The sequence below is a fragment of the Hymenobacter jeollabukensis genome (genome assembly GCF_005771675.1).
Classification (GTDB): Bacteria; Bacteroidota; Bacteroidia; order Cytophagales; family Hymenobacteraceae; genus Solirubrum; species Solirubrum jeollabukense.
This window is the reverse complement of sequence record NZ_VAJM01000005.1, coordinates 285,708-309,247: the sequence shown is the minus strand read 5'-3', so window position 1 is coordinate 309,247 and position 23,540 is coordinate 285,708. Positions and strand designations below refer to the sequence as shown.

The 23,540-nt window shown below is 56.7% G+C and carries 13 protein-coding genes; 9 read left to right on the top strand and 4 right to left on the bottom strand.

Annotated features, from left to right (window positions below; all coding sequences use genetic code 11):
• The first annotated feature begins 10 nt into the window (after window positions 1-10).
• From FDY95_RS13475 to prfB, 4 genes are all read left to right on the top strand, one after another.
• Window positions 11-733, top strand: coding sequence for an ABC transporter ATP-binding protein (locus tag FDY95_RS13475; protein WP_138078299.1), 723 nt, complete (start codon window positions 11-13; stop codon window positions 731-733).
• A 147-nt stretch (window positions 734-880) separates the two neighbouring features.
• On the top strand, window positions 881-1,435 hold the full coding sequence (locus tag FDY95_RS13470) for a cob(I)yrinic acid a,c-diamide adenosyltransferase (RefSeq protein WP_138078297.1): 555 nt from the start codon (window positions 881-883) through the stop codon (window positions 1,433-1,435).
• A gap of 68 nt (window positions 1,436-1,503) precedes the next feature.
• Complete coding sequence (locus FDY95_RS13465; RefSeq protein WP_138078295.1) at window positions 1,504-2,568, top strand: branched-chain amino acid aminotransferase; 1,065 nt, start codon at window positions 1,504-1,506, stop codon at window positions 2,566-2,568.
• A 167-nt stretch (window positions 2,569-2,735) separates the two neighbouring features.
• Window positions 2,736-3,813 (top strand): peptide chain release factor 2 gene (gene prfB, locus FDY95_RS13460; protein ID WP_138078293.1). Its coding sequence is split into 2 segments (ribosomal slippage): window positions 2,736-2,786 and window positions 2,788-3,813, totalling 1,077 coding nucleotides; the frame shifts between segments, so codons are not numbered across the junction.
• Between the two features lie 88 nt (window positions 3,814-3,901).
• On the opposite strand, the gene FDY95_RS13455 is transcribed toward prfB, so the two are convergent.
• Window positions 3,902-5,461: a SusD/RagB family nutrient-binding outer membrane lipoprotein gene (locus FDY95_RS13455; RefSeq protein WP_171025671.1), complete on the bottom strand. Its 1,560-nt coding sequence runs from the start codon at window positions 5,459-5,461 to the stop codon at window positions 3,902-3,904.
• 80 nt (window positions 5,462-5,541) lie between these two features.
• On the bottom strand, window positions 5,542-8,718 hold the full coding sequence (locus FDY95_RS13450; RefSeq protein WP_138078289.1) for a SusC/RagA family TonB-linked outer membrane protein: 3,177 nt from the start codon (window positions 8,716-8,718) through the stop codon (window positions 5,542-5,544).
• A gap of 1,740 nt (window positions 8,719-10,458) precedes the next feature.
• Between FDY95_RS13450 and FDY95_RS13445 the strand changes: the two genes are divergently transcribed.
• The 5 genes from FDY95_RS13445 to FDY95_RS13425 all read left to right on the top strand — a co-directional run bounded on the left by FDY95_RS13445 (window position 10,459) and on the right by FDY95_RS13425 (window position 20,926).
• Entirely contained in the window at window positions 10,459-13,671 is a 3,213-nt protein-coding gene (locus FDY95_RS13445) for a SusC/RagA family TonB-linked outer membrane protein (RefSeq protein WP_138078287.1), read from the top strand.
• A 22-nt stretch (window positions 13,672-13,693) separates the two neighbouring features.
• On the top strand, window positions 13,694-15,229 hold the full coding sequence (locus FDY95_RS13440; RefSeq protein WP_138078285.1) for a RagB/SusD family nutrient uptake outer membrane protein: 1,536 nt from the start codon (window positions 13,694-13,696) through the stop codon (window positions 15,227-15,229).
• A 244-nt stretch (window positions 15,230-15,473) separates the two neighbouring features.
• Window positions 15,474-18,680: a SusC/RagA family TonB-linked outer membrane protein gene (locus FDY95_RS13435; protein ID WP_138078283.1), complete on the top strand. Its 3,207-nt coding sequence runs from the start codon at window positions 15,474-15,476 to the stop codon at window positions 18,678-18,680.
• Between the two features lie 18 nt (window positions 18,681-18,698).
• Window positions 18,699-20,258, top strand: a complete 1,560-nt coding sequence (locus FDY95_RS13430) for a SusD/RagB family nutrient-binding outer membrane lipoprotein (RefSeq protein ID WP_138078281.1) — start codon at window positions 18,699-18,701, stop codon at window positions 20,256-20,258.
• 38 nt (window positions 20,259-20,296) lie between these two features.
• Window positions 20,297-20,926: a hypothetical protein gene (locus tag FDY95_RS13425; protein WP_138078279.1), complete on the top strand. Its 630-nt coding sequence runs from the start codon at window positions 20,297-20,299 to the stop codon at window positions 20,924-20,926.
• 257 nt (window positions 20,927-21,183) lie between these two features.
• On the opposite strand, the gene FDY95_RS13420 is transcribed toward FDY95_RS13425, so the two are convergent.
• Window positions 21,184-21,912, bottom strand: coding sequence for an SDR family NAD(P)-dependent oxidoreductase (locus tag FDY95_RS13420; protein WP_138078277.1), 729 nt, complete (start codon window positions 21,910-21,912; stop codon window positions 21,184-21,186).
• A 118-nt stretch (window positions 21,913-22,030) separates the two neighbouring features.
• Window positions 22,031-23,452, bottom strand: a complete 1,422-nt coding sequence (gene hslU / locus FDY95_RS13415) for an ATP-dependent protease ATPase subunit HslU (RefSeq protein ID WP_138078275.1) — start codon at window positions 23,450-23,452, stop codon at window positions 22,031-22,033.
• Window positions 23,453-23,540: the final 88 nt, after the last annotated feature.

Below are 23,540 nucleotides of genomic sequence, written 5' to 3'. Positions count from 1 at the left end.
CCCAACCCACATGCTGCCGCCTGTAATCCAAACCTCCAACATTTCCAAGGTGTACCGGATGGGCACCGAGGAAATCCACGCCCTGCGCTCCGTCACCATCAGCATCAAGCGGGGCGAGTACGTGGCCTTCATGGGCCCTTCGGGCTCCGGCAAATCCACGCTGATGAACATCGTCGGTTGCCTCGACACGCCCACCACCGGTCAGTATATTCTGAACGGCAAGGACGTGAGCCGCATGACCGACAATCAGCTCGCCGACGTGCGTAACCGCGAAATCGGCTTCGTCTTCCAGACGTTCAACCTGCTGCCGCGCGCCACGGCCCTCGACAACGTCGCTCTGCCGCTCATCTACGCCGGCTACTCCAAGTCGGAGCGCGAAGAGCGGGCCATGGAATCCTTGCGCTCCGTGGGCCTGCACGACCGCTCCAAGCACAAGCCCAACGAGCTGTCGGGCGGGCAGCGCCAGCGCGTGGCCATTGCCCGGGCCCTCGTCAACAACCCCAGCGTGCTGCTGGCCGACGAACCCACCGGCGCCCTCGACTCCAAGACCAGCTACGAAATCATGGAGCTGTTTGAGGCCCTGTACGCCCGCGGCAACACCATCATCATGGTGACCCACGAAGAAGACATTGCCCGCTACGCCCACCGCATCGTGCGCCTGCGCGACGGCGAAATCGAAACCGACCAGCCCAACCACGACGTGCGCGCCCACAAGGAGGTCGTGCACTCGTAGGCCCGGCATCCCATTTAGTAGCCCGTTGGCTATCAAGAACCTGCCCCGGTCAGTAGCCGGGGCATTTCTTTTCCCGTAACTTTCGGTAAAACGGCTTCTTACGAACGGCCGTTTGTCTTTTCGTTTACCCGCTTCTGCCCCGTTTCCGTGAAGATTTACACCCGCACCGGCGACCAAGGCCTCACTTCGCTGATCGGCGGCACGCGCGTGCCCAAGTCCAGCCTGCGTATCGAAGCCTACGGCACCGTCGATGAGCTGAATTCCTGGGTGGGCCTGGTGCGCGACCAGGAGGTGAACCTCCCCCACCGCGCCCTGCTCAAGCACGTGCAGGACCGCCTGTTCACCATCGGCGCCACCCTGGCCTCCGACCCCGAACGCTCCCGCATGCAGCTGCCCGATCTGCTGGATTCAGACGTGCTGGAGCTGGAGCAGGAAATGGACCGCCTTAACGAAGTGCTGCCCGAATTGCGTCACTTTATCCTGCCCGGTGGGCACCCGGCCGTGTCGCACGCGCACGTGGCCCGCTGCGTGTGCCGCCGCGCCGAGCGCCTGGCTATTGCCCTGCGCGAAGACTCCTTCGTGGCCGACTTAGTCATCCAGTATTTGAACCGGCTTTCCGATTATCTGTTTGTACTGGCACGCTGGATGGCCCACGCCCTCGGCGCCGAAGAAGTTACCTGGCAACCCCGCCAAAAAGCGTAGCTTCCGCTACTCGCCCCGTTCGCACCCGACCCTTTTTTCTGCATTCCCCTCTTTCCCTCCCCACTTTCATGCTTGATACGCTGACGATTCGCACGCAGCGCACCCCGGCCTCGCGCCTGGGTGAGCTTGACCCGGCCAACATCGAATTTGGCAAGACCTTCGCCGACCACATGTTCGTCGTCGATTATACCAACGGTGAGTGGCAGGAGCCCCAGATTGTGCCTTTCGGCGACATGACGGTAAGCCCCGCCAACTCGGCGCTGCACTACGGCCAGTCCATTTTCGAAGGCATGAAAGCCTACCGCACCGCCTCGGGCGAGGTGCAGCTGTTCCGTCCGCTCGACAACTGCCGCCGCCTGAACCTCTCGGCCGTGCGCATGTGCATGCCCGAAATTCCGGAGGAGCTATTTATGCAGGGTCTGCTGCAGCTCGTACGCCTCGACGCGGAGTGGGTGCCCTCGCAGGACGGCTGCTCGCTCTACATCCGCCCCTTCATGTTCGCCACCGACGGCCTGCTCGGCGTGCGTCCTTCCGAAACCTACCGCTTCATCATCATCACCTCGCCGTCGAGCCCCTTCTACAGCAAGCCCATCCGAGTGCGCTTCGAGGAGAAGTACGTGCGCTCGGCCGAAGGTGGGGCGGGCTACGCCAAAAACGCCGGCAACTACGGCGCGGCCATGTACCCCACCAAGCTGGCCCAGCAGGACGGCTACAACCAGCTGATCTGGACCGACGCTTCCGAGCACCGCTACGTGGAGGAATCGGGCACCATGAACGCCATTTTCGTCATCGATGGCTGTATTATAACCCCTGCCACCAGCTCGTCCATCCTCGACGGCATCACCCGCAAGAGCGTGCTGCAACTGGCCCGCGACTGGGGAATGACGGTGGAAGAGCGCAAAGTATCGGTCCACGAAATCGTGGAAGCCGCCCAGAACGGCACCCTGCAGGAGGCTTTCGGCGTGGGCACGGCCGCTACCATCGCGCCCATCAGCGTCATCGGCTTCGAGGGCACAGACTATGAACTGCCGGCTCTGACTGACGCGTCGTTTGCGCGCCGCGTGAGCAAGGCGCTGGATGCCATCCGCCTGGGCCAGGCGGCCGACCCGCACAGCTGGATGGTGCGCGTGTAGGCATCTACCACTACCAAGCAACCGCCCGTTGCTGGCCATTTCTTGGCTGGCAGCGGGCGGCGCTGTTTATGGGGCTACCTTTGCCCGCATTCTGCTGCCACGTCGGCAGCCCGGGCCGCAGTTGGGCCCGTTTCTCTCACCCCGCTACCCTTTCCAAGCAGAATCCTATGACTGCAGAGCAAGTGAAAGACCTGAGAGGCCGTGTGGAGGCCTTGAGGAGGTACCTTTGACTACGATAACCGCAAAGCCCAGGTAACCAGCCTGGAACAGCAAAGCCAGTCGGCCAGCTTCTGGGACGACTCCAAAAAGGCCGAGGCCACCCTGAAGGAGCTGAAAGGCATCAAGGTGTGGACCGACGACTATGAAGCCGCCGAAAAGACCCTCGACGACCTCGACGTGCTCTTCGACTTCTACAAGGAAGGCGACGTGGACGAGGCCGAAATGCGCGCCGAGTACGACAAAGCCCTTCAGGTAGTCGAGCAGTTGGAGTTCAAGCGCATGCTCTCCAACGAGGAGGACCAGCTGTCGGCCATCGTCGAAATCAACCCCGGCGCGGGCGGCACCGAAAGCCAGGACTGGGCCGAGATGCTCATGCGCATGTACATCATGTGGGGCGAAAAGCACGGCTTCACGGTGCGCGAGGTCAACTACCAGCCGGGCGAAGGCGCCGGCATCAAGTCGGCCACGCTGGAAATCGACGGGCAGTTTGCCTACGGCTACCTCAAGAGTGAAATCGGCGTGCACCGCCTCGTGCGCATTTCGCCCTTCGATAGCAGCGGCCGGCGCCACACTTCCTTTGCGTCGGTATTTGCCTACCCGGTGGTCGATGACAGCATCAACATCACCATCAACCCCGCCGACATCAGCTGGGACACGTTCCGGGCCGGCGGCGCTGGTGGGCAGAACGTGAACAAGGTGGAAACCGCCGTACGTCTGACCCACGCCCCTTCCGGCATCATCATCGCCGTGCAGATTGAGCGCAGCCAGCTGATGAACAAGGAGCACGCCCTGCGCATGCTCAAGTCGCGCCTGTACCAGATCGAAATGGACAAACGCAACGCGGCGCGCGCCGAGGTGGAAGCGGGCAAGAAGCGTATCGATTTCGGTTCGCAGATCCGCAACTACGTGCTTCACCCCTACAAGCTCATAAAAGACATCCGCACCGGCGTAGAGCGCACCGACGTGCAAAACGTGCTCGACGGCGACCTGGATGAGTATATCAAGGCTTGGTTGATGGAGAATTAAGGCGAGTTGACGTGAACTAGTACCGTTGTTGTTGAAATAAAAAAGGCCACCGAAATCGGTGGCCTTTTTTATTTCAACAACAACGGTACTAGTTCACGTCCCAGAAAATTTTCGGGGTGAAGATAGTCACACCCTTAGGCGTGTTAGGGTTGTTGGACAGTTCATTCTGCGGATACGGGATACGCACGGGGAACTGCTGCTGCGTAGCATTTAGCGAAATGTAGTTGCCTTTCGGGAAGCCCGTGCGACGGAATTCCGACCAAGCTTCAAAACCATTGAAGCCATTGTTAGCAATCCATTTCTGCGTGATGATGGCCTCTATCTTATCCTGAGCAGCAGTCCAGTTGGGCGCAATTGCTTTGGGATCAAACGTAGCACCGTTTGGAGCAGTTAGGTCAGCTACGGTAGTAGCGGCCGTCGTTTGGGCGTAGTAGGTCTGCGCCTGCGCGTCGGTGAAGCCTAAAAAGCGGAACGATTCCTTGATGCCATTTTCGTACTGCGTCTGGGCCGAAGCACCCGTCAGCCAGCCGCGCTGGGCAGCTTCCGCTTGTAGGAAGAACGACTCCGAAGCCAGCATCAGATAAACCGGCTTAGCAAAGCCGTTATTGGTCGGTGCATCAACCACTGACGCGCCCGGAGCCGAGAGACGAGTGGAGTTGTAAATCGGGTTGCTCGATGGAGCACCGCTGTACAGCCCCTGGTAGTTGCGGTACGAGTTGGCGTTACGGCCCGAAACCACAGAATAAATACGCTTCAGACGCAACGTGTCGTTGGTAGCCTTCAGGTAATCCAAGCCCAAAGTGTTGGCACGGGTAGCCTTACGGTTGCTGGTTTCGGCACCAGCTGTGTTGTAGAACAAAGCGTACAACGGGTTCTGCTTGCCCGAAGTGTTTAGGTAGCCCGGGTTTACTGCTGCATTTTCGTTAGCACCTAAGAAGGTAGCGCCAGCCGTGGCCATTGCTTGAATGCCTTGCTGAGCTACTGTCGGTCGAGCCTGGGCCTGACGCAGGTATACGCGCAGCTTCAAAGTGTTAGCAAAGCGGCGCCACTTAGCCATGTCCCCCTTGAATAGGATATCATTGGTACCCGGGTTAGTGGCATTCACATCAATCGAAGCCAACCCCTCGTTTAGCATCGTGATGAGGTTATCATAGATAACTTCCGCTTTTTCATAATTGGGCGTCAGATTCGAGGTGCCTTGCAGCGATTCGCCAAATGGCACGTCGCCGAAGGCATCGACCAGAATCTGGTAATCGTACGCCTGCATAATGCGGGCAATAGCCAAGGTGTTCTTGTCACCGCTCGCCCGAGCTTGCCGCTCAATGTAAGCCAAGTCCGGCAGGCTACCCGCATACATCTCCGTCCAAACTGATTCGTAGGTCAGCGGGGTAAGGTTGTATTGTTGCTCGGGCAGATAAAACAGATAATCACCCGCCTGAGCCCAGTTGCCGACCCAGAGGTTACCCAGCACGTTCAAGGTGTTGCCAGATACTACTGCCGGGCGGTTAATAGCGTTCGGCAGAGCGAACGAGGAAGGAACCTCCGTCGGGTCATTGGGATTCTGGTTTACGTCCAGAAAATCATCGCAGGAACCCAGCGCCAGGATGGCCCCGCCGAGTAACGCAGCTTTTTTGAAAGGTATGTTCATTGTATGGTCTGATCTGTTTTTCCTGCAGTATTGGGGAAACACACGTTGTATTCCAGTGCGTTTCCACATTCTGCACTTTTTTAGAACGTCACGCTCAGATTAGCCCCGTAAGAGCGCGTAGACGGGATGTTGTTGTACTCACGACCTTGGGAGTTGTTCGTACCGAACAGGCTAGCTTCCGGATCGATGAACTTGTTGTCGCTGGGTACAAACAACAGCAGGTTACGACCCGAGAAACCGATCGAAGCGCGGCCGAACGGCGACTTCTCCAGCAGGGCTTTTGGCAGATCGTAGGTCAACGATACCTCACGCAGCTTCAGGTAATCTGCTTTGATGATATTGCTTTCCTGAATTACGCCGTGGGTACGGTTATACCAGTATTCGAAACCACCATCGGCCACGGCCTTAGTGTTAGGCGAGTACGAACCGTCGGAGTTTTGCACCACCGTATTCGGAATTACGAAGGATTCGCGGCCGTTGGAAGCCGTTTCCAGCGAAGAGCCGGTGAATGCCAGCGTGCTGCGCGTACCCGACCAGAGCACAGCACCTTTACGAGCGTCCACAACAGCGGCTAGACGTACACCTTTATATGCAACCGTTAGGTTACCGCCGATGATGTATTTGGGGTTAACCCGGCCCAGAATCTGCAGAGTCGGGTCTTTGCGCGGATAGCCGCTGGCATCAACTACAATGCGGCCTTGGGGGTCACGCAAGTAGGCCGAACCTTTCAGCACCGGGAAGGGCTGCCCTACGATAGCCGAGGGAACCGGGTCGCCGCTACCGAGATCAAGCTGGCTTACGTTCGGGAAGAGTTCGAGTACTTTGCTGTCGATAAACGAGAAGTTAGCTCCGACGTCAATGCGCAGGCCGCTGCTCGTCCGTACCGGCGTAAATCGCAGCGATGACTCAAGGCCTTTGTTCTCTACCTTACCCACGTTCAATACGGCCTGAGTGAAGCCCGTAGAGTACGGTACAGAGATTTGCGTAATTAGGTCAGAAGACGTCGTTTTGTAGTACGTAACCTCGCCACCGATCCGGTCATTCAGCAAGCCGAATTCCAGACCAGCTTCGTAGGTTTTTACCTGCTCCGGTTTCAGATTGGGGTTACGCGACAGGTTGCTGACCGTAAACGAGGGCAGCGAGCCGTAGGGGAAACCCGTAGCAGCCGGGAAGGTATTTATCAGCTGGTACGCAGTAGCGTCATTACCTACTTTAGCGTAGCTGGCGCGGATTTTACCATAAGTCAGGATCTTGTTGTCTTTGAGCGGGGCAATCGACTCCGTAAAGACATAGCTCAGACCTACCGAAGGATAGAAGTAAGAACGGGCATCAGGCGACAGCGTAGAGCTCCAGTCGTTCCGCGCCGTGGCGTTCAAGAACAGATAGTTCCGGAATCCCAGCGTCAAGTCACCGTAAATGCCTACGCGGCGACGACGGTTTACGTCGTCAGAAGGCGTAATTTCCCCTACTCGGTTGGCCAAGTTGTAGTAGCCGGGAATCGAAAGAGCATTAGCCGTCTGCGACGTCTGCTGGATCGTCCGGGCGAAGATGTTACCACCGGCAATGAACGTCACATTGATGTCCGGCGTAACGTCACGCTTGACGGTAGCAAGCAGGTCAGTGGTGATGTTGGAAATGAAAATATCTGTTTCCGCCAGACGACCAGGGTTATTTGCCGGACGGTCGATGGCCTGACCAGCATAGTCACTACCGTCGTTGGGCCAGCGCCGCGACGTGTAGGTGCGGATAGCATTACGCTCCTTCCGACGGTCAAACGAAATATCGGCACCCGCACGGTAGGTGAAGCTCAACCAGTCCAGCGGAGCGTAATTCAAGGTAGCATTACCCAGCACGCGGTCCAAGTTGCTGACGTAGCGGTTGTCGGCAATGCTACGGTAAGGGTTGTCGTAGTAGCCCGAGAACCAGCCATCCAGGGTGGCGAACTTGTTGTTAATAAAGTCTTTGTAGTTCTCCAGATCTACTTGACGGGACGTATTCAGCACGTTGTTCAATACCGAACCGTTGCCGCTACCCTGGAAGGTAACGTCCGTTTTGTTGTGGTTATAGCTGATGCTCGTGGTAGCCGACAGCTTCTGGGTGAGCTGCGAGCCAGCCGTCAGCTTGAGTGTGTTGCGGCGGAACTTGTCGTCCGGGATGATACCCTTCTGGGTAGCGTCCGAGAACGAGAGGTAGTAATTAGCCTTTTCGTTGCCCCCCTGCAGTGCTACCGAGTTCTGGAAGGTCGTACCCGTGTTGAAGAAGTTCTTCACGTTGTCGCGCACTGCCGAATATGGAATCGTCTGTACACTGCCGTCGATGGCGGGTGGACCCAACTGCACGGGTTTGCCGTCGAAGCGGGGGCCGTAGTTGGTGTTTTCGAACGGAACGTAGGTCTCCAAATCGTAGCCCGAACCGAACTCGTTCTGGAAATCTGGCAGTTTTAGGACTGTTTCAGCGGTAAACGAGGAGTTGAATGTAACAGCAGCCTTACGGCCCTGGGCCGCAGCATCCCGACCGGTTTTGGTCGTGATGATGATAGCGCCGTTGCCACCAGCCGACCCGTACAGAGCAGCAGCCGACGGGCCTTTCAGCACCGTAATCGACTCGATGTCGTCCGGGTTGATGTCGCCAACACGGTTACCTACGTCTACTTGGTTAGTAGAGCCGGTCGAGGGCTGAATGCTGGTGTTGTCGATGATAATACCGTCCACTACGAACAGCGGCTGGTTCTCACCCTGGAACGAACGCGTACCACGCAGCGTGATGCGGGTCGAGCTGTTTACGCCGCCGCTCGACTTGCCGATGTTTACGCCAGCTACTTTACCCTGCAGGGCTGCAATGGGGTTCGTGTCTCTGCCTTGGGTCAACGAGCGGGAGCTGATGACGTCCGTCGAATAAGCCAGCGCCTTTTCCTGGCGCTCGATGCCGACAGCCGTAACCACAATTTCACTAAGCTGCTTGGTGTCGGCGCCCAGGGTGACATCCATAACGCTGCTGTTACCAACTACCCGTTCAACCGTTCGGAAGCCAATAGAGCTGAATGATAACGTAGCTGATGCGGGTACATCCAGCGTAAAGGAGCCTTCCGCATTAGTAGAGGTACCTATCGTAGTGCCTTTTACAATAACAGTGACACCCGGCAGCCCTTGGCCGTTAGCCGCATCTACGACGCGGCCTGAAACAGATCTGTTCTGCGCGGCTGCTTCGTGCACCACCAAGGGTGCCATGAGCAGCGACGCCGCTAGAAGTTTTCTCATTTGAAGAAGGTGAGTGATGGTGAATGAGTGTCGCCAAATATAATCAAAGTTTGTATTCGCTCTATAAATCGATTCGGGCTAAAAACGCCTTATAGATGTAATAACCTCAAAAAACAAGCTACTATATCTCAATTCTGCTACCTTTTCTCCTTTGCCTTCTCTAGTCGAGCTTTGACCTGAGGTACTATATTACTGATCAAGTAAATACCTCATTCAGGAGACAGAATCTCTCGTCTATGCTATCATCAACTCTAATCAGTGGCAGGCATAAAATATCAAAATCATCTTGTTAATAAATGTACTTATCCAAGTAATCTACCTAATCGGTTCGGTGGTTGCTGAGGTATATTTTCAATGGATGCTGGTTCAACACCCTGTTACGCAACGAAGAGGCGTAGCATCACCTGAAACCTTTTGACAGTACTCTTCTGCTTTCCGAGTATCTTACAAAGGCTAGCGGGGCAGCGCTGTTGTTATGACCAGCAACAGCAATTACGACAGCAAGGCCCGCTTGACATCCCCTTTGGCGAGCAGAATGTGTTTGTTAAACAGTTCAGTGATGAGTTTCTCCTGAATGGCAGGGCTAGGTAGGCGTTGCCATGCCGCCTACCGTATTGAGCCAGTTGTTTCGAGGCCTTGTCCATGCACCAATGAATAGAAAAACGACTATGAATGTGTGCAGGAGACCCTTTGCTGATTATAGTGAGTGCAGTCGACGCAAGCCACACCCCCTTGTTACTTTATTGTTTACATGATTTGGTTCCCTGACTGACCGCGTCACTTGTTCCGCCGCGCGCTAGCGCGCATTCACGCTGTAGGCTTTGCTTCCCATGGTATTATCCCACTCCGTTTGCGCGGGCGGCCCACTGTCCCAATGGGGTTCAATACTTTGTTTAGGATTTAGGAAGTGACTTTCCACATCTAGTTGACCAATCCAGAGCGATTGGGTGCTGTGCGCCAGCCAATTCGAATGGGTAGGGTAGAATACGCTGAAGCAGGCAGCAATTGATTCAGGCTAAAATGGATTCGCATTAGAGTTTGTGTAATGCGTTCGGTTCATGCGAGTTCACTCGGTGAGTTTGTAAGCGTAACCGGCACGCGCTTGCGAAGCTGATGCCGCTCTGACGCCGGGCTAAGCGCGGTATGACGGTGAGCAGAGCATTTCAAAAGGACGCGTGTGCCGCATATCTACAGCTTGCGCTTGGCCCCACTACACTCAGAAGCAACATGAGGCGGTGCTCGATAGGCCGGCGCACAAACCGGCCGTTGTTTGAGGTAGCCGCCAGAGGAAACTGCTAGGCTCACAGAGACGAGTGAAGAGTTTCTGACTTGCAGGTGTATCGTACCGATACAGTTTGTGAGGACTCCTGATTTGCATAGCAATACCGGGGCGGGAAGCAAACGCACGTCAACGCTATCCGAAGCGACTACGATTCAAATCCAGTCCTTCCAAATCAGTTCCGTGCAAATCTGACGGGCTTAATTACCTCAGAGTCATGCGCCGAACAGCTATATGCCAGCGGCACAGCGCGCGCGTGGGCAAGAGAATTCACGCAACTCATCGAATTACGGCAGGCCCGTTGAGCGTGAACTCTTTATATTAGCACGCCTATTACTTACCCAGGTCTCTAATTCAGCCTTTGGCTGGTTATCTGCTCATCTTGTTACCGCTATTTCTGACGTCCTCAACCACCCCAAGCCTAAACCTCCTCACACACCCATCATCCTTTTTTTCACCGCATGAACAAACTTTTACTGGGCCTCATACCCTTGGCGGCCGTTGTGCACCAAGCAAATGCCCAAACCCGGAGTATTTCCGGGCGTGTCACTGACCGCAACACCGGCGAAGGAATTCCCGGGGTAACCATTGTGGTACCCGGCACAACGGTCGGCGTTTCTACCAACGCCGATGGCTCCTACGTTCTTGACCTTCCGGCTGGCAGCAAGAACATCCGCATCAGTTCGGTGGGGTACCAGACGATTGAGCGTTCCGTGGGCAATGAAACAACGCTCAACATTGGCCTCGCCACCGACACGAAGATGACCAGTGAAGTGGTCGTGACGGGCTACGGCGGGTCGCAGGATGTAAAGGACATTACGGGTTCGTTTGCGAAGCTGGACCAGTCGAAACTCACGTCGCAGCCGATCCAGAGCGCCGACCAGGCGCTGGCAGGCCGCATTGCCGGGGTACAGATTACCAACACCAGCGGTACACTTGGCGACGCTGTAACGGTGCGCATCCGTGGCATTAACTCCATCAACGGCAGTTCCCAGCCGTTGTTTGTGGTTGATGGGGTGCCGATGACGGAATTCGGCAACATGAACGTGATGACTTCGGGTCTGCGCTACAATCCCCTGGCCGACATCAACCCGAACGATATTGAATCGATGACCGTGCTGAAGGATGCTTCGGCGGCGGCCATTTACGGTTCGCGGGCCACCAATGGCGTTGTCCTGATTACGACCAAGAAGGGTAAAAACGGTCAGGCCAAACTGACCGTAAACGCGACGGTGGGCTATATGGAGCCGACCAAGCTGCCCAAGCTGCTCGACGCGACGGAGTTCCGTGACATCACCAACGAGAAGTATTTCAACGCTAACCCCGGCAAAACGGTACCGTTGGCCATTAATGGCGACTCGGATGGTGACGGGGTAGAGGACAATACCGACTGGCTGAAGCAGATTTACCACAAGGGCTTCATGCAGGATTACCAACTGGCCCTGAGCAGCGGTAACGACAAGGGTAGCTATTACGCGTCGGTAGGTTACTCCGACCAGAAGGGCACCATCATTACCAACCGACTGCGCCGGGCCAATGGGCGCATCAACATGGAGCTGACGCCCAAGACGTGGGTGAAGTCGGGGATGAACCTGAGTTTCAACCACGCTTATAATCAAGGTATACTCGGGTCGAACCTAACCAGCAACTACTTCGCGTCGCCCACGTTCGCGGCAATGAACTCGTTGCCGAACGTGCCGGCCTACAACGCTGACGGTTCGTATTACCTTACCGGCGTTACACGGACCCTCGGGAGCGGTGCCAACAATGACGGGGAAAAGCTAGACGCGACTGGGGCAACAATCGGGGAAAATCTCTTTTCGTACGTTCCTTTCGCGCTCTACCACCCGGTAGCAACGTTGCGCCTGAACCACAACGACAACACGCAACGGCGTCTGCTCGGCAATGCCTACTTGACTGTCATGCCGCTAAAGGGGCTGAGTGTGACGACCAAATTCGGCTTGGATTACCTCAATAACGCCGAGTACCAATACAGTGCCCCCGACATTGCAGGCCTAGGCCTGCAGTACAACGGGCTGGTACAGAAGAACCGAGCTGACAATACGCTGACGACCTGGCAGAACTACGCTGCCTACTCGCACCTATTTGGCGACAACCACAACATTGACGCCACCCTGGGCTACGAGCAGAACCTGGAAACGTACCAGTTGGTATTCAGCCAGGGCAGCAACATCTCGGACCCCAAGTTCAAAGACAACTTCTTTGGTCTCTTTGACTCGCAGGCCTCCAGCCAAGGCACGTCGCAAGATGTGTCGGCGTGGCAGTCGATTTTCGGTCGTCTGAACTACGCCTTCTCGGACAAGTATTACGCTACGTTTACGGCTCGCCGCGACGGCAGCTCGCGTTTTGGGGAACAGCGGCGCTGGGGCTTCTTCCCGGGTACTTCGGTGGGCTGGCGCATCTCGCGCGAAGCGTTTATGAGCAACATCAGCTTCGTCAATGATCTGAAGCTGAAGGCCAGTTATGGCTTGGTGGGCAACAGCGCCGGTATTTCGTCCTACGAGTCTGCGACCCTGATGGGGCAGGGCCTGTACGGCACGTATGCTGGCTATGCCATCAACCGGCTGAACAACCCCAGCCTGCGTTGGGAAACAGGAAAAAAGCTAGACGTCGGGTTTGATGCATCCGTCATGAAAGACCGGATTGGCGTCAATTTCGATTATTTCAGCAACAACATTGACAACCTGTTGCTGTATGTACCCGCTATCTACAGCACTGGTATTCCGAACGGGTCCGTTTTCCGCAACGTCGGTAAAATGTACAACCGCGGCGTGGAGTTGACGCTCAACACCACTAACCTGGAGACACCCTCCGGCTTTAAGTGGACGTCCTCGTTCAACTACACCTATTTGGTAAACCGCATCACCAAGCTGGAAGGCGGTAATGTGCCGAGCGGCGTGCCCTACCATTTTGCTAGCGAAGGCCACTCCATTACGGAGTACAACCTGCTGCGCTGGGTGGGCGTCAATCCGGACAACGGCAACCCGCAGTGGTTGGATGCCAACGACAACGTACGCGAGTATAGCCCGGTGACGAAAACCTGGACTCAAAACGGGGAGTCGCGGGTGAATGGGCAGACAGTGCGGCCCGCTACGACGGCAACCGAAGGAGTATGGCTGGGCAAGACAAGCTTTCCGAAATGGAATGGCGGCTTCGACAACACATTCTCTTACAAGGGCTTACAACTTGAGGTATTCCTGCAATACAGTGGTGGGAACTACCTCTATAACTCCACTCGTTCGCAGTTGCTGACCAACAGCGCCGTCAACAATTCAGAGGAAATCAAAGACCGGTGGCAGAAACCGGGCGATGTGACCAACGTGCCACGCCTGTACGTAGGTGACAATATCCATCAGAGTAGCTCGACGCGCTTTATGGAGAAAGGTGACTACCTACGCGTGCGTCAGGTACGATTGTCTTATTTGCTGCCAAGCACCGTGACCCAGCGGATCGGCTCCTCGCGCACCAATCTGTTCGTCATGGTGCAGAATGCTTACGTGTTTACGAAATACAGCGGCACTGACCCGGAGGTCAACGTAGCTGGTAACGAGGGTAGCAACAGCGGCACCAACAGCAACATTGCGTATGGCGTCGACCAGCGTTCCAACCCGCAGGTGCGCACCTACACGGCTGGTGTAAACATTGATTTCTAATCCCCTCGGCTGAAACTTCCACATGAAATTCATATTTTCTTCTGCTAGCCGGACTGCAGCTTTCGGACTGCTACTGACGGCCACTGCCAGCTGCGACCTGCTACAGCAACAATCTCCGCAGGACTTCAACCCTAACGATGTTTTTTCCACGCCGGCCCGTATCGACAAGGCGGCTGTGGGCATGTATGATGCGCTTCAGGACGGGGAGTTTCTGGGTAGCCGGGCACTGGTGTATGCCGATGTGCGCTCGGACGACGTAGAGTTATCGCCCGCATTTAATAACTTAGCCATCAGCAACATACCATCTAGCGATGGTAGTGCACTGGGGGCATGGGCCGGGGGGTACCGTAGCATGTACATGGCGAACTACATGATTCGGGAACTGACTAAGCGCAACGGCGCTGGCTTGGACGTAGCCAAGTACAACCAGTACATTGGGGAAGCCAAGTTTATCCGGGCTCTGTGTCACTTCACGCTGGTCAATCTGTTTGCCCAGCCCTACAATGCGACGCCGGACGCTTCGCACTTGGGCGTTCCGATACAGCTGACCGCACCAGATGGCACCGAAGCGTACGAACCGGCGCAGCAATTGCCACGTTCGACCGTCAAAGAGGTGTATGAGCAGATCATCAAGGACCTGACCGAGGCCATTGCTGTGCTTCCCGAAACGCAAAGTGCGGGCGGTGGCAATGACAACGCGGCTCGCGCTACTAAAGACGCTGCCCGTGGCTTGTTGTCGCGCGTATATCTCTACAAAGGCGAGTACGGCAACGTCATTCGAACGGCCGAGCCGATTATCGGCTCAGGCTTACACCGGCTCAACAGCTCGGCTTTCGCGGATTTTCTGGTACCGGCCGAAGGAACGCCCAACCTCACGTCGGAGTCGATTTTCTTCATTGCCATGTCGCAAAACGACAACCCGAACACCAACGCGGCTATCGGTCAGTACTACACTCCTAGCACGACTATTTCCGTTTCGGTAACTCCTTATAAGAACGCTTTGCCGGGACCGGCCGGCGCTGCCGGCGCGACGGCTGCCAATACCGACCGTCGCCGCCTCGATCAGCTACGATTCACCTCCAGCCAGTGGTGGACGCGCAAGTATTCCAAGTTACTCCTCAATGGCAGCCCCGGCGGCGCTAATATGGGTGCCTGGATTCCGATTGTGCGGTACCCGGAAATCCTACTGAATCAAGCCGAGGCACTGGTGAAGAATGCTCCAACCTTCCCCTATCCTGCTACGGATTCGACGGCCCTGCGCTACCTGAACTATATACGCAATCGTTCCAAGCCCACCAATGCCCCGGCCTACACGCTGAGCAGCTTCACAACGAAAGAGGCATTTATCAACGCTATCTTGACGGAGCGACGGTTTGAACTGGCTTTCGAAGGGCACCGGTTGTACGACTTGTTCCGCAATGGGCTAAATGTACCGGCACACGGCACAGCGCCGAACATCATTCCTGAACTGCCCTGGAAAAGCACTAAAGCTATTCTGCCCATCCCATCCAGCGAAATCACCAGGAACCCTAAGCTGGTTCAGAACGACGCGTACTAACAGCGTTCTTGCTTCCGCCAAAAACAACGGCCCGGTCGAAACTCGACCGGGCCGTTGTTTTTCTGCGCAAATTCGTTTGCGAAGCCGTTATTTCCTTTTAGATACAAAAAGCATCTATTCGTTTGCAAATCACCGCTAACCACCACGTATCTCTATTAAAAATGCATTAATATTATTGGTATTGGACACTACCGCAGTACATTTAGAAGAAAGCTTCTCAGTTCACTCACTCACTTTTTATTCCATGAATAAACTTCTACTGGGTTTGCTTCCCTTGGCAGCCATTGTGCACCAAGTGGAAGCGCAAACCCGTCAGGTTTCCGGCCGGGTAACGGACCGGAGCACCGGCGAAGGATTGCCCGGTGCCACTGTGCTGGTTAAAGGCACCACCAATGGGGTGTCAACTAACTCAGACGGAACATTTACCTTAACTGTGCCCGCTGCCGGGGCCGTGTTGCAGGTAAGTTCGGTAGGGTACTTGTCCCTTGACCGCCCAGTGGGCGAAGAGACTCAACTCAACATTGGTCTATCATCAGATACCAAGCAGTTGAGTGAAGTTGTAGTAACGGCTCTGGGCATCGAGCGCGACACCCGCTCACTGGGTTACGCCACGCAAGAAATCAAGGCTGAGCAGATTTCGCAGAAATCTGAGCCGAATGTTCTTAACGCCTTACAGGGTAAGGTAGCAGGCGTGAACATCACCGGAGCCAGCGGCCTGGCTGGCTCGTCCACCAACATCAACATCCGCGGCATTACGTCGCTGCAGAATGGCAACCAGCCGCTGTTTGTGGTAGATGGTATTCCTATCAGCAATGACCTGGACCGTACCAACGGTGGTTCGCTTGGCACCTTGGGTGGCGCTCAAACCTCAAACCGGGCTCTTGACATCGACCCCGAAAGTATTGCGAGCATCAACATTCTGAAAGGTCCGGCGGCCGCTGCGCTGTACGGTTCGCGCGCTTCGTCGGGTGCTATCATCATCACGACCAAGACCGGGCGCTCGGCCAACAAGAAGACGGAAGTAACGGTTACATCCAGTCTCAACGTATCGAACGTCTACGGAATTGCCAAGTTGCAAGACGAGTACGGGCAAGGCACGCAGGGGGTCAACATCACTACCGGCGGCTTGGGCAACGTCAACACCGGTTCCCGCGCATCGTGGGGGCCTCGTTATGGCACCACGCCTACGCTGGCCAATGGCTTGCTGCTGACCGATGGTAGCACCCTGCCCTACCGTGCTTACGACAACATCCGTGACTTCTACCGCCAAGGTCGGATTTTCACCAACGGTGTAAACGTTGCGGGTGGTAATGCGGACCAGAACGTCGCGTTTAACGTCACCAATACCGACCAGACTGGTATTGTAGAAAGCTCCGAGCTGAATCGGACCAATGCTCAGTTGGGCGGTAACATCAAGCTAGTCAACAAGCTGCGCGTGGGCGGCTCGGTCAATTTCATCCAAACCAACCAGAAAGGGCCGCTGATCGGTAACGGGGGCTCGGCCTTTGGTCAGCTCGGCACTATCCCGCGTAGCTACGACTTGCAAGGGTTGCCTTCGCAGGACCCCGTCACCGGAGCTAATATCTTCTTCGCTGGGCAGGACAACCCTTACTTCAACCTGCGCAACAACCCAACTACCTCAAATCTGACGCGCTTTATCAACGTAGCCAACGTCAGCTATGAGTTCAGACCGTGGTTGAACGTTGCCTACCGTGCGGGGTACGACACCTACACCGACCGTCGTCGTCAGGTATTTGCCATTGGCTCTGCCCGGGTACCCGGCGGCTTGATTCTGGACGAAAACTTCTACCGCAGCGAGCTGAACGGAGACCTGCTGGTAACGCTGAAGAAGGACAACATTTTCACGGAGGGCTTCAATGCCTCGTTGCTGCTCGGCCAGAACATCAACCAGCGCCGCTTCCAGCGGATCCGGTCGCAGGCGGAAGCTATTATTCCGGGGTTGCCCAACGCCGCAGCGGGTACCGTATTCTCGAACGGAACGGGTGAAAACTCCAGCGTACGTCGTCTGATGGGCTACTACTCGCAGTTGTCGCTGGCCTACAACAATTACCTCTTTTTGGAGTTGACGGGCCGCGTCGATGAATCGTCGACCCTGCCAGTTAACAACAACACGTTCTTCTACCCAGCGGCGACCTTGGGCTTCGTATTCAGCGACGCGTTCAAGATTTCCAACAACATCTTCTCGTACGGTAAGATCCGCGCCAACGTAGCCTCCGTGGGACGAGACGCCGATCCGTATTCGTTGGCCACGTACTACAACGTAACCTCACAGGGCAACAACGTAGCCAGCATCACTTTCCCGTTCACCCTCGTGTCGGGGCCTAGCGCGGTTATTTACCCAGGCTTTTCGATCAGCAATACAATCGGTGGATCGAATCTGACGCCCGAGTTTACGAAGTCGTTTGAAGTGGGGACCAACTTAGGTTTCTTCAACAACCGCCTGACGTTTGACCTGACGTACTTCTCTACCCGCAGCGAGGACCAAATCCTGCCCGTAACCACGGCATCTTCTTCGGGCTTCACGCAGCGCTTCACGAACATTGGCCGGGTTGATAACAAAGGCTTCGAGGCCCTGGTAGTTATTACGCCCGTCAGAACCAACAATTTCCGTTGGGATGTGAATGCCAACTTTACCCGCATCCGGAACAAGGTGGTTTCCATTGCCCCGGGTGTGACTACGGCTTCCATCAACGGCAACGCTTTCACGGGTAGCATTCCGTCGTTCCGCGTAGGCGAGCCTTACGGGGTTATCATCGGCGGCAAGGTGCCGCGCGTTCCGGCAACCGATCCGACTACGGGCAATGCTAACGACCCGAGCGTAGTTGGCCGTTACATCATAAACCCCGCCACCGGCCTCTTCGACACCAACTTGGTGGCCAACGAGATTCTGGCCGATCCTAACCCGGACTGGCAGGGCGGCATCACGAACTCATTCTCGTACCGCGGCATTTCGCTTTCGTTCTTGGTTGACGCCAACGTCGGCTCCGAAATTCTTTCGTTCACCAATGCCCAGTTGAAGGCCAACGGGGCGATGAAGGAAACGGCCGAAAACCGGGAGGCCCCGCGGCTGATTCCGGGGGTAATCCGGAATGCGGACGGTACCTACCGCGAGAACAATATCCAGATTGATGCCCAGAACTACTACAGCGCCATTGGTGGGCTTCAGAGCGAGTTCAACGTCTACGACGCAACGGTATACCGCCTGCGCGAGCTTTCTGTAGGCTACTCCCTCCCCAAGAGCCTGCTGGAGCGCACGCCTTTTGGCCAAGCCAGCATCACGCTCACTGGCCGGAACGTGTTCTTCTACGCTCCCAATGCCCCCTTCGATCCGGAGATTAACACGCAAGGCGCCGGTAACATTCGCGGTCTGGAGCTCCAGAGCCCGCCCAACACCCGCAACTACGGTGTGAACCTGCGCTTCACTTTCTAATCTGAGACCTTTCTTCCCATGAAAAATAAGCACCTACTTGGCCTTGTTCTTGCTGCCGGCGTGGCTTTGTCCACCGCCAGCTGCAACAAGGACGAGTTCTTGGACGTCAACAATGACCCGAACAGAACTACTTCGATCGGGTTACCGGCGCTGCTGACCAGCAACATCATCGTTACCGGTTTCACCGTCGCCAACGATTTGGGCCGGGCAACCGGGGTTCTGGTTCAACACATGGCAGGAGCTGCCAACCAGCCGGCGGCTTACGATGTGTATAACTTGCGCAGCGCTTTCGACAACAGTTGGAATTTTGAGCTGTACGGCGGCTCGTTGATCAACTCAAAGCAGATGATCGATATTGCCACCCAAAGCAGCAGCCCGGCTTATGCCGGGATTGGCAAGCTGCTCCTGGCTTACAACTTCGCTTTCACCACGGATTTGTACGGTGATATCCCCTACTCCCAGGCGTTGCAAGGGTTGTCGAATCTTACGCCGCGTTTCGACAAGCAGGAAGATATCTACAAAGGCAACCAGGCCAAAAACATCCAAGGCCTGATTGACCTGACGCGTGATGGCTTGGCTGATCTTGACAAACCGTCGGCGCTGGTGCCCACCGCCGCTTCCGACCCGGTTTACCGCGGCGACTTGGCCAAATGGAAGCAAATGGGTAACTCCCTGCTGCTCAAACTTGCCACTACCATCAGCAAGCGGGAGCCGGCCTTGGCTGGCTCGATCATCAACTTGGCACAGGCTGGCGCCATCAGCACCAACGCCAACGACTTCGAAGTACCGTTCGGCTCGTCGGTTGGCAACCGCAACCCGTTGTACGAGTACAATTTTGTGACTCGTCCGGACGACCAGTTGCTCAGCCAGCGACTGCTCGATAGCATGGCAGTACGCAACGACCCGCGCTTGCCCATTTTCTTCAATACGACGCAGCCGCGCACGGCTACGGTCAACACCACCGGCACCATTGTTAATCCGTTTGGCACCTTCACGGGCTTCCAGAACGGGGCCAATGCTGCGCTGCCGGCCCGGATTCCGGTCCCCAACAACACGGCGCTGACCAACCGCTCGCGCTACAACGTGTATATCCGCGGCACGCAGGGCGAGGCGCCCGTTCGCCTGATGACCAACTTCCAGCGGCTTTTCATCCTGGCAGAAGCCGCGCAGCGCGGGTTACCGGGCTACACGGCACCAGCTGGTGCAACCGCCCAATCGTTGTACCAGGCCGCAATCCGCGCTTCCATGACGAAAGCAGGTATTGCCGACGCGGACGTTACGGCTTATTTCACGGCCAACCCACGCGTAGCCAACCTGCCTGCTAACTCGGCACAGGCCATAAACCAAATCATCACCCAGAAATGGATAGCGTGGGTAGGCAACAGCTACGAAGCTTACAACGACTACCGCCGCACGGGCTATCCGCGCTTGGCGCTGGTAGACAATCCGGCTGGTGACGACCCCACGAGCATTCCTAAACGCTTTCCGTACCCGAACACCGAAATCAACGCCAACAGCGGCGCCGAAGGTTTGGACCCGAGCATCAGAACCAACACGCCAGTGTGGTGGGCTCAATAACCGGGGGCTATTCCACTCACTTCGAACTTGATTCTGACATGAAAAACCAATTGATCAAACTTTGCGGTCTGCTGTTGATTGCTACAACTGCTTTTTCTTGCAAAAAGGAGTACGACAACAACAACCTAGACCCGTTGGCTCCCAGCTTTGCTGAAATTCCCGTAACGGTTACTAATCCGGATTTCTTCGAACGCTTCCCAGTAATTGTGGTACAGGGCAATTCCGCTCCTGCCACCCCGCCGGCTACCGGTACGGTGCCAGCTAATCCGACGACGGCGGCTCCCGGCCGGTTCTCCATCACGTTTTCCATCCCTGCAGACAAAGGGACCATCAAGGAAATTACGCGGGTTGCTACTGGCACCAATGGTCTGACCGAGTTGCAAGGCACTCCGGCCCGTCAGCTGAACTACAACGGCAACGCAACGGCGCCGGCGGCGGTTGCCATCCCGGGCAACGGCACCAACACCATCACGTTCACCTCCACGTTGTTGGACTATAACAACTACCGGACCCGAGTGGGTGCGGGTGCCGGTGCGGCTCCCCTGTATTCGACTGTTTCTCCCCAGTCGCCTACGCAGCTTCTGTACTACTTTGTGTTGACCTTGAGCACTCCCAATGGAGACGTTCAAGTGATTCCGATGCCAGTACGCGTACGCATTGTGAGCTAATCCGACTTAGCGACCATAAAAAAAGCCAGACCGATCGGTCTGGCTTTTTTTATGGTCGATCAATATCTAAGCGCGGTCGTTTACGGCGTCTGGAATGCGTGGGATTACGCTGAGTTACATACTAAACCGATACCCTTTCGACATACCCCCTCGCGTGTCAGTACGCGCTTGAGCAGGCCCAATTATATTTGGTTTAAGGACAGAAGCGTCCTCTACGTTGTCTAGCCCCTGTCATAATACAATAGAGCTGGTTTTAGCTACTCCTGCTGTGAGCGACGTCCAGCCGCATTGTCGTGGGATGGTGATTGGTGCAACCACGCTAATAGCCTTTGCGCTGCTTCAGCAGGTGGCAATAATTCTGCAGCTTCGTGTAAGGCCACAAATCTCCCTAACTCGCTAAAGCTGCCCTCCCTCGCCGCCCGGATGTGCGTCTGCATATCGGTATCGACGGTGCCTGGCGCGAGGCTGCTGATGCGGATATTACTGCCGCGCTGGTCCTGCTCCTTCTGCGCCACCTGGCTGAGCATGTCCAGCGCGGCCTTGGAGGCGCAGTAGGCGCCCCAGCCGTCGACGGGTCGCCGGCCGGCGCCGCTGCTGACGTTGAGCACGGTGCGCGGGCACGCGAGGCTGCCGTAGGCACTCAGGAAGGTGTTCATCAGCATGGCCGGGGCAATGATGTTGACGTCGAACACGAACTCGTAGTGCTCGTTGGGCAGAGCGCCGGCGTAGCTGATTTCGCCCATCACGCCAGCGTTGTTGACGAGGGTGAGGCTGCTGGCGTCGGGGCGGGCGGGGAACAGCTTGTAGAGGTTGTTCTGCACTGCCACGATGTCGGAGAGGTCAAGGGGCTGGTGTTGGTAGCGCGGGTGCTCGATGGTGGCGTGGCGCGACACGCCCAGCACATGTGTATCGGGCTGCTGCAGCACGGCTTCGGCCAGCGCCCGGCCGAGGCCCCGGCTGGCGCCGGTGATGATGTAGTAGTGCATCAAGTGAAATGGCGAGATGGGGAAAATGGTGAGTGGTCGTTCTGGTCACCTTCTTTCCGCTACGTACGCACGGAGGTGTCCGTTGAACGACCACTCACCATTTCACCATTGCACCAACTCACAGGATGTACTGGCTCAGGTCGCGGTTGCGCACCATGCCCTGCAGGCGCTGCTCTACCAGTTCCCGCGTCACCTGAATGTGGGCGTTGGGGCCGATGCGGTCGGGCACGTCGAACAGAATGTCGTTGAGCAAACGGCTCATGACGGTGTGCAGGCGCCGGGCCCCGATGTTTTCTACCTCGCTGTTGACTTCGAAGGCAATGCTGGCCAGTTCTTCCAGGGCCGCGTCGTCGAAGGTCAGCTCCACGTCCTCGGCCTTGAGCAGGGCTTCGTACTGCTTAGTGAGGGCGTTTTTGGGGTCTTTGAGGATGCGGTAGAAGTCCTCTTTGGTCAGGCTCTGCAGCTCCACGCGGATGGGAAAGCGGCCCTGCAGCTCCGGAATCAGGTCGGAGGGCTTGCTGACGTGGAAGGCGCCGGCGGCAATGAAGAGAATGTGGTCGGTGTTGACGACGCCGTACTTGGTCGTCACGGCCGAGCCTTCCACGATGGGCAGCAGGTCGCGCTGCACGCCTTCGCGGCTCACGTCGGGGCCGCTTTTATTGGCGTTGGAAGAGGCTACTTTGTCGATTTCGTCGATGAAGATGATGCCGGCGTTTTCGGCCAGCCGAATGGCTTCGTCTTTCACCTCGTCCATGTCGATGAGTTTGGCGGCTTCCTCGTCGAGCAGGATTTTGCGGGCTTCGGCAATGGTGACCTTGCGCTTGCGCGTCTTCTTGGGCATCATCGAGCCGAGCATGTCCTGCAGACCCTGCAGCGAAGCTTCGTCGAGGCCCGCTTGCCCGCCCATCAGGCCGATGCCGGGGCTGCCGCCCTGCTGCACCTTGATGTCGATGAACCGCTCTTCCAGCTCGCCGCGCTGCAGCTTTTCGCGGAACCGCTCCCGGGTCCGCTCGTTCAGCTCCCGGTCGGAGGTGGGCATGTCGTTGCCGGCGGCGCTGCTGATGCCGAAGCCCACGCCGCCCGGCACGGCCGGCGCGCTGCCGGCCCCGGGCAGGGGCGGAATCAGCGCATCGAGGATGGCGTCTTCCACGGCCTGGGCGGCCTGGCTTTTCACGGCTTCCTTGCGGCGCTGCTTCACCAGGTTCACGGCTTGCTCGGCCAGGTCGCGCACCATGCTCTCCACGTCGCGGCCCACGTAGCCTACCTCGGTGAACTTCGAGGCTTCGACCTTGGTGAAGGGCGCGTCGGCAATGGCGGCGAGGCGGCGGGCAATTTCGGTTTTGCCCACGCCCGTCGAGCCAATCATCAGGATGTTGTTGGGCACGATTTCGCGTTGCATGTCGGCCGGGGCGTGCAGGCGGCGCCAGCGGTTGCGCAGGGCAATGGCCACGTTGCGCTTGGCGTCGTGCTGGCCGATGATGTATTTGTCGAGCTCGGCCACAATCTGGGCCGGCGTGAGGAAGGTGGCGGAATCGAGCATAAGCGGGAAAAGCGGAGTAGCGCCGCTGCCGACTAGATACTAAGCCGCGGCGGCAGGGTTGCCCGGCAGCAAAAATGATGGCGGAAAC

Coding starts and splice junctions, on each gene's coding strand:
- FDY95_RS13465 (WP_138078295.1), top strand. CDS start 1,504: ATGCTTGATACGCTGACGATTCGCACGCAGCGCACCCCGGCCTCGCGC.
- FDY95_RS13475 (WP_138078299.1), top strand. CDS start 11: ATGCTGCCGCCTGTAATCCAAACCTCCAACATTTCCAAGGTGTACCGG.
- FDY95_RS13450 (WP_138078289.1), bottom strand. CDS start 8,718: ATGAGAAAACTTCTAGCGGCGTCGCTGCTCATGGCACCCTTGGTGGTG.
- FDY95_RS13420 (WP_138078277.1), bottom strand. CDS start 21,912: ATGCACTACTACATCATCACCGGCGCCAGCCGGGGCCTCGGCCGGGCG.
- FDY95_RS13430 (WP_138078281.1), top strand. CDS start 18,699: ATGAAAAATAAGCACCTACTTGGCCTTGTTCTTGCTGCCGGCGTGGCT.
- hslU (WP_138078275.1), bottom strand. CDS start 23,452: ATGCTCGATTCCGCCACCTTCCTCACGCCGGCCCAGATTGTGGCCGAG.
- FDY95_RS13435 (WP_138078283.1), top strand. CDS start 15,474: ATGAATAAACTTCTACTGGGTTTGCTTCCCTTGGCAGCCATTGTGCAC.
- FDY95_RS13440 (WP_138078285.1), top strand. CDS start 13,694: ATGAAATTCATATTTTCTTCTGCTAGCCGGACTGCAGCTTTCGGACTG.
- FDY95_RS13425 (WP_138078279.1), top strand. CDS start 20,297: ATGAAAAACCAATTGATCAAACTTTGCGGTCTGCTGTTGATTGCTACA.
- FDY95_RS13455 (WP_171025671.1), bottom strand. CDS start 5,461: ATGAACATACCTTTCAAAAAAGCTGCGTTACTCGGCGGGGCCATCCTG.
- FDY95_RS13445 (WP_138078287.1), top strand. CDS start 10,459: ATGAACAAACTTTTACTGGGCCTCATACCCTTGGCGGCCGTTGTGCAC.